Annotated in this window: 10 protein-coding genes and 1 tRNA gene; all 11 read left to right on the top strand. The window is 50.4% G+C overall.

Going from position 1 to position 14,012, the window contains the following annotated elements:
• Positions 1 to 500: EF-Tu C-terminal domain-related protein (locus H8L32_RS23370; RefSeq protein WP_268977651.1), on the top strand; the 500-nt coding region annotated here is incomplete at its 5' end.
• Positions 501 to 569: 69 nt separating this feature from the next.
• A tRNA-Trp gene (locus H8L32_RS23375) sits at positions 570 to 645 on the top strand.
• Between the two features lie 36 nt (positions 646 to 681).
• Positions 682 to 1,065 carry a preprotein translocase subunit SecE gene (gene secE, locus H8L32_RS23380; protein WP_186949954.1) on the top strand — a complete coding sequence of 128 codons (384 nt, stop codon included), beginning with the start codon at positions 682 to 684 and terminating at the stop codon, positions 1,063 to 1,065.
• A complete protein-coding gene (nusG, locus tag H8L32_RS23385) occupies positions 1,065 to 1,658 on the top strand; it encodes a transcription termination/antitermination protein NusG (protein WP_186949956.1) in 594 nt (197 codons plus the stop codon). The genes secE and nusG overlap by 1 nt, the downstream gene beginning before the upstream one ends.
• A gap of 162 nt (positions 1,659 to 1,820) precedes the next feature.
• Positions 1,821 to 2,252, top strand: coding sequence for a 50S ribosomal protein L11 (rplK, locus tag H8L32_RS23390; protein WP_186949958.1), 432 nt, complete (start codon positions 1,821 to 1,823; stop codon positions 2,250 to 2,252).
• Positions 2,252 to 2,947, top strand: a complete 696-nt coding sequence (rplA, locus tag H8L32_RS23395; RefSeq protein WP_110258377.1) for a 50S ribosomal protein L1 — start codon at positions 2,252 to 2,254, stop codon at positions 2,945 to 2,947. Before rplK ends, rplA begins: the two co-directional genes overlap by 1 nt.
• A gap of 298 nt (positions 2,948 to 3,245) precedes the next feature.
• Positions 3,246 to 3,785: a 50S ribosomal protein L10 gene (rplJ, locus tag H8L32_RS23400; protein ID WP_186949960.1), complete on the top strand. Its 540-nt coding sequence runs from the start codon at positions 3,246 to 3,248 to the stop codon at positions 3,783 to 3,785.
• Positions 3,786 to 3,837: 52 nt separating this feature from the next.
• Positions 3,838 to 4,206, top strand: coding sequence for a 50S ribosomal protein L7/L12 (gene rplL, locus H8L32_RS23405; protein WP_186949962.1), 369 nt, complete (start codon positions 3,838 to 3,840; stop codon positions 4,204 to 4,206).
• 214 nt (positions 4,207 to 4,420) lie between these two features.
• Positions 4,421 to 8,527 carry a DNA-directed RNA polymerase subunit beta gene (gene rpoB, locus H8L32_RS23410; RefSeq protein WP_186949963.1) on the top strand — a complete coding sequence of 1,369 codons (4,107 nt, stop codon included), beginning with the start codon at positions 4,421 to 4,423 and terminating at the stop codon, positions 8,525 to 8,527.
• Between the two features lie 246 nt (positions 8,528 to 8,773).
• Positions 8,774 to 13,003: a DNA-directed RNA polymerase subunit beta' gene (gene rpoC / locus H8L32_RS23415; RefSeq protein ID WP_186949965.1), complete on the top strand. Its 4,230-nt coding sequence runs from the start codon at positions 8,774 to 8,776 to the stop codon at positions 13,001 to 13,003.
• Between the two features lie 203 nt (positions 13,004 to 13,206).
• Positions 13,207 to 14,004, top strand: a complete 798-nt coding sequence (locus tag H8L32_RS23420) for a biotin--[acetyl-CoA-carboxylase] ligase (RefSeq protein WP_230412389.1) — start codon at positions 13,207 to 13,209, stop codon at positions 14,002 to 14,004.
• Positions 14,005 to 14,012: the final 8 nt, after the last annotated feature.

The following is a 14,012-nucleotide window of genomic DNA, read 5'->3' on the forward strand; positions in this document are numbered from 1 at the left end:
CTGGTCGTATCGAACGCGGTATCGTCAAAGTTGGCGAAGAGATTGAAATCGTCGGTATCAAAGACACAGTCAAAACAACATGTACTGGCGTTGAAATGTTCCGCAAACTGCTGGACCAAGGTCAAGCTGGTGACAACGTCGGCGTATTGCTGCGTGGCACTAAGCGTGAAGATATCCAGCGTGGTCAAGTGTTGGCAAAACCAGGCTCAATCAAGCCTCACGCCCACTTCACAGGCGAGATCTATGTTCTGTCCAAAGATGAAGGTGGCCGTCATACACCATTCTTCAACAACTACCGTCCACAGTTCTATTTCCGTACAACGGACGTAACTGGTTCGATCGAGTTGCCGAAAGACAAAGAAATGGTGATGCCAGGTGATAACGTATCTATCACTGTTAAATTGATCAACCCGATCGCGATGGAAGAAGGCTTGCGCTTCGCTATCCGTGAAGGTGGCCGTACAGTTGGTGCTGGCGTTGTTGCTAAAATCATCGAGTAATAAATAAGTAGTAAAATGCACGCATTACCTGACCTGTTCAGGTAGTGCGTGCATTAATTGTCAAGATGTAGGGGTGTAGCTCAATTGGCAGAGCGTCGGTCTCCAAAACCGAAGGTCGCGGGTTCGATTCCCTCCGCCCCTGCCACCATCAAGGCCGCAGGCCACCGAAAGTAAATAAAGTATGTCTAATCATCCCGTTCAAACTGTTAGTACATCCAATGACAAGTACAAAGTCATCTTGGCGGTAGTAGCTGCAGTTGCCGGTGTTGCTGCTTTTTATATTCTCGCTGGACAAGCGACGTGGATACGCGCCGCTGCTTTGGTTTTGGGGTTGGTAATTGCAGCAGGTTTTGTTGCAACTTCAGAAATGGGTCGCGATTTTGTTGATTTTGCTAAAGAATCAGTTCGCGAAACCAAAAAAGTAGTTTGGCCAACAAGAAAAGAAGCGGGTCAGATCACAGCCGTCGTATTCGGCTTTGTACTGGTGATGGCGCTGTTCTTGTGGGGCACTGATCAGTTGATCGGATTTTTGTTGTATGACGTAATCCTCGGATGGAAAAAATAATGAGCGATAACATTCAGGAAAACGAAGAAGGTACAGCACCAGCGGTGTCTGTACCTAAAAGTGCTAAAAGATGGTACGCCGTGCATGCTTATTCCGGTATGGAAAAGAGCGTGCATCGTGCGTTGGTTGAGCGCATAGAACGCGCAGAGATGCAGGACAAGTTCGGTCAGATTCTGGTTCCTACCGAAGAAGTCATCGAAGTAAAAAATGGCAAGAAGGCAGTGACTGAACGTCGTCTGTTCCCTAGCTATGTATTCGTCGAGATGGAAATGACTGACGATACCTGGCATCTGGTAAAAAATACCAGCAAGGTAACTGGCTTTATCGGCGGTAAATCGAACAAGCCTTCACCGATACCACAGCATGAAGTGGACAAGATCCTGCAACAGATGCAGGACGGTGTAGAAAAACCAAGGCCAAAAGTATTGTATGAAGTTGGCGAAGTAGTACGTATCAAGGATGGTCCTTTCACTGACTTTAACGGTAACGTCGAAGAAGTGAATTACGAAAAATCCAAAGTGCGTGTCACCGTCACCATTTTCGGTCGTGCCACTCCAGTTGAACTGGAATTTGGTCAGGTCGAAAAAGTATAAAGAATTTACGTCGATCAGTACGTAACACAGCAATGTGTTGAAACTGATCAGGAAAATCCTCGTGTAGCAAGGCAGTAATGAAGGTTTTCCAGCAGGCAGAGGAGCCTGTTGGTGTGAAAAGACATTGACAGGCGCTACTACTCATTCATTGAAGGAGCCAACATGGCAAAGAAAATCATTGGTTTTATCAAGCTGCAAGTGCCAGCTGGTAAAGCAAACCCATCCCCACCTATCGGTCCAGCTCTGGGTCAACGTGGTCTGAACATCATGGAATTCTGCAAAGCGTTCAACGCGCAGACTCAAGGTGTTGAGCCAGGTATGCCTATCCCTGTCGTGATCACAGCATTTGCTGACAAGTCTTTCACTTTCGTGATGAAGACTCCTCCAGCAACTTACATGATCAAAAAGGCAGCTGGTATCACTAAAGGTTCTGCAAAACCGCATACAGACAAAGTGGGTAAGATCACTCGTCAGCAAGCTGAAGAAATCGCGACCGTTAAACGCGCTGATTTGACAGCCGCCGATATGGACGCAGCAGTGCGTACTATCGCAGGTTCTGCTCGTTCCATGGGCATCACGGTAGAGGGTCTGTAATGGCTAAGTTATCTAAAAAAGCAAAATTGCTGGCAACGAAAGTTGACCGCCTGAAAGTGTATCCATTTGACAATGCTATCGCCTTGATCAAAGAATGCGCTACAGCAAAATTCAACGAATCCATCGACGTATCCGTACAACTGGGCGTTGATCCTAAGAAATCTGACCAGGTTGTTCGTGGCGCCGTTGTATTGCCAGCTGGTACAGGCAAAACAGTACGCGTCGCCGTATTTGCACAAGGTGCAAAAGCGGAAGAAGCGAAAGCTGCCGGTGCTGATATCGTTGGTATGGAAGATTTGGCTGAACGCGTTAAAGCTGGCGACATGCCATTTGACGTTGTTATCGCTTCTCCAGACACAATGCGTATCGTTGGTACTCTGGGTCAGATCCTGGGCCCACGTGGCCTGATGCCTAATCCTAAAGTCGGTACAGTAACTCCTGACGTAGCCAATGCAGTTAAAAATGCAAAAGCTGGTCAAGTTCAATACCGTACAGACAAAGCCGGTATCATTCACACAACAATCGGCCGCAAGTCGTTTGCTGATGGCGATCTGAAATCCAACCTGGTTGCGCTGATCGATGCTTTGAACAAAGCAAAACCAGCATCCAGCAAAGGTGTGTATCTGCGTAAAGTATCCATCTCATCCACTATGGGTGCAGGTGTACGCGTAGACCACGCCAATCTGGCAGGCTAAGCAAGAATTAAGTCCCTGCATCCATGATGCAGGGCGCATCTTTGGGCTGGATGTTTTGAACAAGCATCCAGAGTGTCAAAGACCGTTGGGCCGAGTGCGTAAGAGTAATTAATTAAGCATGAGGTTAATACCTGAAGAGCAATCGACAGGACCCAACGCAGATGGTGTACCCGAACAAGTTTTGTAGTGATTACTGGTCCCCAGTGAAACTCCTAACTTCGGACGCCGTGTTCGAAACGATATGAGGGAAGTACATCATTCCGGTGTATGGACTGAATATCATTAATGGAGGTTGACCGTGAGTCTCAATCTGAATGACAAAAAAGCCGTCGTCGCTGAAGTCTCTGCAAAAGTAGCAACTGCACAGACTATCGTCGTGGCCGAATATCGTGGCATCCAGGTCGGTCATTTGACGCAATTGCGTGCTAGCGCACGCGCTCAAGGCGTATACATGCGTGTGTTGAAAAACACATTGGCACGTCGCGCTGTTGAGGGAACTGCATTTGCAAGTCTCGCTTCTGAAATGACTGGTCCGTTGATTTATGCAATCTCGGAAGATGCTGTTGCTGCTGCTAAAGTCGTTCAAGACTTTGCAAAAAGCAATGACAAACTGGTTGTTAAAGCGGGTAACTATGCAGGCAAATCGCTGGATAAAGCTGGCGTTGTCGCATTGGCAAGCATTCCTAGCCGTGAAGTATTGTTGGCGCAAGTGGTTGGCATGATGCAGGCTCCTGTATCTGCTTTCGCACGTGCTCTGGCAGCCGTCGCAGCACAGAAAGAAGCAGGTTCTCCTGCAGCACCAGTAGCTGAAGAAGCTGCTGAAGCTGCCGCAGAATAAGTTTTTTTCCGTCAAATACCGTATCAATGTAATTAATTAATTGGAGTTTCAAATGGCACTTAGCAAAGACGATATCCTGGAAGCCGTAGGCGCGATGTCCGTAATGGACCTGAACGACCTGGTAAAAGCTTTCGAAGAAAAATTTGGTGTTTCCGCAGCAGCAGTAGCAGGCCCAGCAGCAGCCGGTCCAGCAGCAGCAGTTGAAGAACAAACAGAATTCAACGTAATTCTGGCTGAAGTTGGCGCAAACAAAGTTGGCGTCATTAAAGCAGTTCGCGAAATCACAGGCCTGGGCTTGAAAGAAGCTAAAGACCTGGTTGATGGCGCACCTAAAGCAGTTAAAGAAGCAGTTTCCAAAGCTGATGCTGACGCAGCTAAGAAAAAACTGGAAGATGCAGGCGCGAAAGCCGACATCAAGTAATTCAGGTATCATGGCAAGTCTTCGGATTTGCCCAAGTCAAAGACAGGAATCCTCTTGGAAGAGAGGGTTCCTCTTTGGCTTCTTTGTCGTTCAGGGTTGTTTAGCTGTTTATTAAGACCAAGGGTTGAGACTTGAGGTTTTTTTGTCACAGAATGGCTGTTATGTGACAGGAATCCTGAATTCTCTATCCTTCCTTGCCACTCACGGAGTGTCCATGCACTACTCATTTACTGAGAAGAAGCGTATTCGTAAATCTTTTGCGAAGCGCGCCAACGTCCACAACGTTCCGTTCTTACTGGCGACTCAAATCGAGTCTTACCAGAGTTTTTTACAAGAAGACAGAACACCGTCAACTCGCAAAAACGAAGGCTTGCAGTCTGCCTTCACATCGATTTTCCCTATTGTTTCGCACAATGGTTTCGCACGTCTGGAGTTCCTGTCCTACGTTTTAGGCGATCCTGCATTTGACGTCAAGGAATGTCAACTGCGTGGATTGACTTATGCATCGCCTTTGCGTGCAAAAGTGCGTCTGGTTATCCTGGACAAGGAATCACCAACCAAGCCGGTCGTTAAAGAAATGAAAGAACAGGAAGTCTACATGGGCGAATTGCCTTTGATGACAACTACTGGTTCTTTTGTTATCAACGGTACCGAGCGTGTGATTGTTTCCCAGTTGCATCGTTCCCCTGGCGTGTTCTTTGAGCATGACCGCGGCAAGACACATTCGTCCGGTAAATTGCTGTTCTCGGCAAGGATCATTCCTTACCGTGGTTCCTGGCTGGATTTTGAATTCGATCCAAAAGATATCCTGTTCTTCCGTATTGACCGTCGTCGCAAGATGCCAGTCACTATCCTGCTGCGCGCCATAGGCATGAGCAATGAACAGATTCTGGCCAACTTCTTTGTCTTTGATAATTTCAGTCTGCACAATGATGGCGCAGAAATGGAATTCGTCGCAGAACGTCTGCGTGGCGAAGTCGCCCGTTTTGACATCAGCGACAAAGATGGCAAAGTCATCGTTGCCAAAGACAAGCGTATCAATGCAAAACACGTACGTGAAATCGAAGCTGGCGGCATCAAGCACATTTCCGTGCCTGAAGACTATCTGCTGGGCCGCGTACTGGCCAAGAACATCGTTGATGCAGATACCGGCGAAGTAATCGCCAATGCCAATGATGAACTGACAGAAGAGTTGCTGGGTCGCCTGCGCGATGCCAAAGTGACTGACATCCAGACTCTGTACACGAATGACCTGGATCAGGGTGCCTACATCTCGCAAACACTGCGTGCTGATGATACAGCGGACCAGATGGCTGCCCGCGTTGCCATCTACCGCATGATGCGTCCTGGCGAACCACCAACAGAAGATTCTGTTGAAGCCCTGTTCAATGGCTTGTTCTACAGCGAAGAGCGTTACGATTTGTCCGCAGTCGGCCGCATGAAGTTCAACCGCCGTATTGGCCGTGATGAACTGACAGGCGCCATGACCTTGTCGAACGAAGACGTACTGGCCGTTATCAAGATTTTGGTTGAACTGCGCAATGGTCGCGGTGAAGTCGATGATATCGATCACTTGGGTAATCGTCGCGTACGTTGCGTCGGTGAATTGGCAGAGAACCAGTTCCGTGCTGGTCTGGTGCGTGTTGAACGTGCCGTCAAAGAGCGTCTGGGTCAGGCTGAAGCCGACAACCTGATGCCGCATGACCTGATCAACTCCAAGCCTATCTCTGCTGCGATTCGTGAGTTCTTCGGTTCTTCACAATTGTCCCAGTTTATGGATCAGACCAACCCATTGTCAGAAATTACGCACAAGCGTCGTATTTCCGCCCTGGGACCTGGTGGTTTGACACGTGAACGCGCCGGCTTTGAAGTCCGTGACGTTCATCCAACCCACTATGGCCGTGTATGCCCGATTGAGACACCTGAGGGACCAAACATTGGTCTGATCAACTCTCTGGCGCTGTACGCACGTCTGAATGAATACGGTTTCCTGGAAACACCATACCGCAAGGTTGTTGACAGCAAAATCACCAGCCAGATCGATTACCTGTCTGCGATTGAAGAAGGTCGTTACATCATCGCTCAGGCGAATGCGACGATCGACGGCGAAGGCAAACTGGTCGATGAACTGGTTTCTGCTCGTGAAGCTGGCGAAACGATCCTGGTATCCCCGGAACGTATCCAGTACATGGACGTGGCAACTGGTCAGGTGGTTTCCGTTGCGGCATCGCTGATCCCGTTCCTCGAACACGATGATGCGAACCGCGCGCTGATGGGTGCCAACATGCAACGTCAGGCTGTTCCTTGCTTGCGTCCGGAAAAAGCATTCGTTGGTACAGGTATCGAACGTACCGTCGCAGTTGACTCCGGTACCACAGTACAGGCACTGCGTGGCGGTAAGGTTGATTACATCGATGCGGGCCGTATCGTTATTCGTGTGAATGATGCTGAAGCACAGGCTGGTGAAGTCGGTGTGGATATTTACAACCTCATCAAGTACACCCGTTCCAACCAGAACACCAACATCAATCAGCGTCCTATCGTCAAGGTTGGCGACATGGTTGCCAAGGGTGACGTGCTGGCCGACGGTGCATCGACAGATCTGGGCGAATTGGCCCTGGGTCAGAACATGCTGGTCGCCTTCATGCCATGGAATGGTTATAACTTCGAAGATTCGATCCTGATCTCTGAAAAAGTTGTGGCTGATGATCGCTATACCTCGATTCATATCGAAGAGTTGTCGGTTGTTGCCCGTGACACCAAGTTGGGCGCGGAAGAAATTACCCGCGATATCTCCAACCTGGCAGAAAATCAACTGGCACGTCTGGATGAATCTGGTATCGTCTACATCGGTGCTGAAGTAACAGCCGGTGATACCCTGGTCGGTAAAGTGACACCAAAAGGTGAAACCCAACTGACACCAGAAGAAAAACTGCTGCGCGCCATTTTCGGTGAAAAAGCATCTGACGTTAAAGATACCTCCCTGCGCGTGCCTTCCGGCATGGTAGGTACGGTCATTGACGTACAAGTGTTCACCCGCGAAGGCATACAACGCGACAAACGTGCACAACAGATTATCGATGATGAATTGAAGCGTTATCGCCTCGATCTGAACGATCAGTTGCGTATTGTTGAAGGCGATGCATTTGAGCGTCTGGAACGTATGCTGGATGGCAAGATAGCTGACGGCGGTCCGGCCAAACTGGCCAAAGGCACCAAGATCACCAAGGAATACCTGGCCAGCGTGGATAAATACCACTGGTTCGATATTCGCCTGGCATCGGATGAAGCAGCCAATGCGCTGGTCGCGATGAAAGATTCCATCGCTGAAAAACGTCATCAGTTCGATCTGGCTTTTGAAGAAAAACGTACCAAGCTGACGCAAGGCGATGAATTGCCGCCAGGCGTACAAAAAATGGTCAAGGTCTACCTGGCCGTTAAACGTCGCCTGCAACCTGGTGACAAAATGGCGGGTCGTCACGGTAACAAGGGTGTGGTTTCCCGTATCGTGCCTATCGAAGACATGCCTTACATGGCTGACGGTACACCAGCAGACATCGTGTTGAACCCATTGGGTGTTCCATCACGTATGAACGTTGGTCAGGTTCTGGAAGTGCATCTGGGCTGGGCTGCCAAAGGTCTGGGCTTGCGTATAGGCGAAATGCTGAAAGCCAAAGCCAAGGTAGAAGAACTGCGTGATTTCCTGAAGAAGATTTATAACGAATCTGGCAAGAAGGAAGACATCGATGGCTTCTCCGACGCTGAGATCCTGGAACTGACCAACAACCTGAAACACGGCGTGCCATTTGCAACACCGGTATTTGACGGTGCGCATGAAGATGAAATCCGTCGCATGCTGGATCTGGCTTTCCCTGACCATATCGCAGCACAGCTGGGTATGACACCATCGAAAAACCAGGTCACCCTGTTCGATGGCCGTACCGGTGAAGCGTTTGAGCGTAAAGTCACACTGGGCTACATGCACGTTCTGAAACTGCACCATCTGGTCGATGACAAGATGCATGCACGTTCGACCGGTCCTTACTCTCTGGTCACGCAGCAACCACTGGGCGGTAAAGCTCAGTTCGGTGGCCAGCGTTTCGGTGAGATGGAAGTCTGGGCACTGGAAGCTTACGGCGCGTCATATGTCTTGCAAGAGATGTTGACCGTCAAGTCAGATGACGTGAATGGCCGTACCAAGGTCTATGAAAACCTGGTCAAGGGTGATCATGTGATCGACGCCGGCATGCCAGAGTCCTTCAACGTTCTGGTCAAGGAAATTCGTTCCCTGGGTATCGACATCGATCTCGAACGCAATTGATTTGATAAAAGTTTGTAGTAATTAGTCGTAAAACCATCGCCTGGATACCATCCGGGCGGTGGTGTTATAAGAAGCTAGCTAGTAAGCAGTCTGGAAGCAGATAGTCGTTCCCGGTATTAGCGGAACCTGTGTCGCCAAGCGACCTGGCTCTCCCGCCGATGCGAACAGGGTCAGACGTCCTACATGCCTCCCTTGCAGCACCATTCAGCCACCAAGCGTTTTGCGCGCTTCACTGGAGTGATACACATGAAAGCCCTGCTCGATCTATTCAAGCAAGTCCAACCCAACGAACAATTCGACGCGATCAAAATTGGTCTGGCGTCTCCGGAAAAGATTCGTTCCTGGTCCTACGGCGAAGTTAAAAAGCCGGAAACCATCAACTATCGTACCTTCAAGCCTGAGCGCGACGGTCTGTTTTGCGCCAAGATTTTTGGCCCGATCAAAGATTACGAATGCCTGTGCGGCAAGTACAAACGCCTGAAACACCGTGGCGTGATCTGCGAAAAATGCGGCGTTGAAGTGACTCTGGCCAAAGTGCGTCGTGAACGCATGGGCCATATCGAGCTGGCTTCTCCAACTGCGCATATCTGGTTCCTGAAATCCCTGCCATCCCGTCTGGGTATGGTATTAGACATGACCTTGCGTGACATCGAACGTGTTTTGTATTTTGAAGCATATGTGGTCACCGATCCTGGCATGACTCCGCTGAAAAAATGCCAGATCATGTCGGAAGACGACTACGCTGCCAAGTACGAAGAGCATGGCGATGAATTCACTGCTTACATGGGTGCCGAAGGTATCCGTGAATTGCTGCGTTCCATCGACATCGACCGTGATGCAGAAACCCTGCGTACCGAGCTGAAAGAATCCAAATCTGAAGCCAAGATCAAGAAATACGCAAAACGCCTGAAAGTACTGGAAGCATTCCAGCGCTCCGGCATCAAGCCAGACTGGATGATCATGGAAGTGCTGCCGGTTCTGCCGCCAGAACTGCGTCCATTGGTCCCGCTGGATGGTGGCCGTTTTGCGACTTCCGATCTGAACGATCTGTATCGCCGCGTCATCAACCGTAACAACCGTCTGAAGCGTCTGATGGAATTGCGCGCTCCTGAAATCATCACACGCAATGAAAAGCGTATGTTGCAGGAAGCTGTCGATTCCCTGCTGGATAACGGTCGTCGCGGTAAAGCCATGACAGGCGCCAACAAGCGTCCTCTGAAATCCCTGGCAGAAATGATCAAGGGTAAGGGCGGTCGTTTCCGTCAAAACTTGCTGGGTAAGCGCGTCGATTACTCTGGTCGTTCCGTTATCGTGGTTGGTCCACAACTGAAATTGCATCAGTGCGGCTTGCCAAAACTGATGGCGCTGGAACTGTTCAAACCTTTCATTTTCAATAAACTGGAATTGATGGGTCTGGCTACCACCATCAAGGCAGCGAAGAAACTGGTTGAGATTCAAGAACCAGTGGTCTGGGATATTCTGGAAGAAGTGATCCGCGAACATCCTATCATGCTGAACCGTGCGCCTACGCTGCATCGTCTGGGTATCCAGGCGTTTGAACCGGTCTTGATTGAAGGTAAAGCGATCCAGTTGCATCCACTCGTCTGCGCGGCTTTCAATGCCGACTTTGACGGTGACCAAATGGCGGTTCACGTTCCTCTGTCTATCGAAGCACAGATGGAAGCGCGTACTTTGATGCTGGCATCCAACAATATTCTGTTCCCATCCAATGGTGAACCGTCTATCGTTCCTTCCCAGGATATCGTGTTGGGTCTGTACTACGCTTCCCGTGAAAAAATCAACGGCAAGGGCGAAGGCATGATGTTCCCTGACGTTTCAGAAGCGATCCGCGCCTGGGACAACAAGGAAGTCGAACTGGCTACCCGCGTAACAGTCCGTATTACCGAATATCCAAAAGATGCAGCAACTGGCGAATTCGTCAAAACCATCAAGCGTTATGAAACGACTGTTGGCCGTGCGATTTTGTCTGAAATCCTGCCTAAAGGTCTGCCATTTACCGTATTGAACCGTCCGCTGAAGAAGAAAGAAATTTCCAAGCTGATCGATACGTCTTTCCGTAAGTGCGGCCTGCGCGCTACGGTAGTATTTGCTGATCAATTGATGCAAATGGGTTTCCGCCTGGCGACACGCGCCGGTATCTCCATCTGTATCGATGACATGCTGGTACCACCACAAAAAGTAACACTGGTAGCGAATGCCGAACACGAAGTCAAACAGATCGAACAGCAATATGCGTCCGGTCTGGTGACTGCGGGTGAACGTTACAATAAAGTGGTCGATATCTGGGGCAAGACCGGCGATGAAGTCGGCAAGGCCATGATGGAACAACTGAAAGTTGAACCAGTCACACGTCGCGACGGCACTGTTGGTACACAAGAATCCTTCAACGCCATTTACATGATGGCCGACTCCGGTGCGCGTGGTTCTGCAGCACAGATTCGTCAGTTGGCAGGTATGCGTGGTCTGATGGCGAAACCGGATGGCTCCATTATCGAAACACCGATCACCGCGAATTTCCGCGAAGGTCTGAACGTTTTGCAGTACTTCATTTCCACGCACGGTGCCCGTAAAGGTCTGGCCGATACGGCGTTGAAGACAGCGAACTCCGGTTACCTGACACGTCGTCTGGTTGACGTGACGCAAGATCTGGTTGTGGTTGAAGATGACTGCGGTACTTCCAATGGTTCGTCCATGAAGGCGATTGTTGAAGGTGGTGAAGTTAACGTGCCTTTGCGTGACCTGATTCTGGGCCGCGTTTGCGCCAACGACATCGTCAATCCTGAAACACAGGAAACACTGTACGAAGCCGGTTCCCTGCTGGATGAAATAATGGTTGAACGCATCGAAGCCCTGGGCATCGATGAAGTCAAGGTACGTACACCACTGACTTGCGACACACGCTACGGTCTGTGCGCGATGTGCTATGGCCGTGACCTGGGTCGCGGTAATCTGGTCAATTCTGGTGAAGCTGTCGGTGTTATCGCTGCGCAGTCCATCGGTGAACCAGGTACACAGTTGACGATGCGTACCTTCCACATTGGTGGTGCGGCATCCCGTGCAGCGGTTGCGTCTTCTGTTGAAGCCAAATCCAACGGTACTATCCGTTTCACAGCGACCATGCGTTATGTCACCAACGGTAAAGGCGATCAAATCGTTATTTCCCGTTCTGGCGAAGTGCTGATCACTGATGACCACGGTCGTGAACGTGAACGTCATAAAGTACCTTACGGCGCGACACTGATCGTCAAAGACGGTCTGGTCATCAAAGCTGGTACAGCACTGGCAACGTGGGATCCACTGACCCGTCCTATCATTACCGAATACACCGGTACGGTGAAATTCGAAAACGTCGAAGAAGGTGTGACTGTTGCCAAACAGGTTGATGATGTGACTGGTCTGTCCACACTGGTAGCGATCGATGCGAAACGTCGTGGTAGCGCAGCTGGTAAAACACTGCGTCCACAAGTCAAGCTGTTGAACGAACAGGGCGAAGAAGTCAAGATCGCCGGTACAGAACATGCGGTGACTATCGGCTTCCAGGTGGGCGCGCTGATTACCGTGAAAGACGGTCAGCAAGTTCACGTGGGTGAAGTACTGGCGCGTATCCCGACTGAATCACAAAAAACCCGTGATATTACCGGTGGTCTGCCACGCGTTGCCGAGTTGTTCGAAGCCCGTTCACCAAAAGATGCCGGTATGCTGGCAGAAGTGACAGGTACGGTTGCGTTTGGTAAAGAAACCAAAGGTAAGCAACGTCTGGAAATTACAGACATGGACGGCGAGAAACACGAATTCCTGATCACCAAAGACAAACAAGTCCTGGTGCATGACGGCCAGGTCGTGAATAAAGGTGAGATGATTGTTGACGGCCCCGCCGATCCACAAGACATCCTGCGCTTGCTGGGTATCGAAGCGCTGGCACGTTACATCGTTGACGAAGTACAGGACGTGTACCGTTTGCAAGGCGTTAAGATCAATGACAAGCACATTGAAGTTATCGTGCGTCAGATGTTGCGTCGCGTTGTCGTGGTTAATCCAGGCGATGCCAACTACATCGTTGGTGAACAGGTAGAACGTTCTGAATTGCTGGATGAAAACGATCGCGTAGCAGCAGCGAATGGTATCCCTGCAACTTATGAAAATATCTTGCTGGGTATCACCAAGGCATCGCTGTCTACTGATTCCTTCATCTCTGCGGCGTCCTTCCAGGAAACCACACGTGTTCTGACCGAAGCTGCGATCATGGGCAAAAAAGACGGTCTGCGTGGCTTGAAAGAAAACGTCATCGTTGGTCGTCTGATACCAGCTGGTACCGGTCTGGCCTTCCATCGTGCCCGCAAGTTGAAAGAAACCTGGGAAGCCGATGAGCGCGTAGCCTTGCTGGAAGCAGAAAAAGCAGCATTTGCTCCGTTGCCAGAAGTGGCCGCCACTGATGTGGTAGATGGCGAAGCGTAAGTATAGAAATAAGTACTGATGCAAGCACTGACGCAAGCACTGAAATAAGCAGGACATAAAAAAACGGCACCGCATTCTGGGTGCCGTTTTTTTTAACACCTCAGCAATGTATTTGGCATCCACAGAGTGAAACAACAGCGCGCAACAATAGAGCTTAACAACAGCGCGGAAGCAATCCAGAATTGAACATGCAGGTACATACCTTGGCGAATCAGAACTTACAACTCAATGCCGCAGAAATTGAAATACGCTGCGATGGTCCGGCACGTCAGGTCGATATCGAAGTCGTCGCCGAAACGGGGTCTACCAATGCCGACCTGATGGCCAGGCTGCCGCAATTGCAGTGCCCGGTATTGCGCATTGCCGTGCACCAGACGGCAGGGCGTGGCCGCGCGGGACGGCCATGGCTGACCGTACCTGGTGGCATGCTGACTTTTTCTCTGGCATGGCATCTGCCACAGGCACCACAGCATTTGCTGGGCTTGCCATTGGCAATCGGCGTCGCCCTGGCTGAAACCCTGAATACCCTGGGCCTGAGCGTACAGCTTAAATGGCCGAATGACATTTTGCGTGATGGCAAAAAACTGGCTGGCATCTTGCTGGAATCTACTGCCGCGCAAAACGGCGGCACCTGGATAGTTGCCGGCATCGGCCTCAACCTGCAAGTATCCGACGCACTGGAAGCCGAAATCGGGCGCACCATCGCCGATGCACCATGGCTGGCCAGAATGGATAGAAATGCCCTGGTCGCCAGCCTGCTGAATGCACTTGCACCGACACTGGAACAATTTGCCACGCAAGGATTCAGCAGCTTTTTACCACGCTGGAATGCTCTGCATGCCCATGCAGGGCAAACCGTCAACATACTCGACCATGGTCAGGTCCTGCATACCGGTGTCGCCCTGGGGGTGGACCTGCATGGCTGTCTGGTCTTGCAGACCACGCAGGGGCAAGTGAATGTCATGGCGGGCGATGTATCTCTGCGGCCCGCAACCCCATGATCATGGCA

This window comes from Undibacterium hunanense, from assembly GCF_014284335.1.
GTDB classification, from domain to species: Bacteria; Pseudomonadota; Gammaproteobacteria; order Burkholderiales; family Burkholderiaceae_D; genus Undibacterium; species Undibacterium hunanense.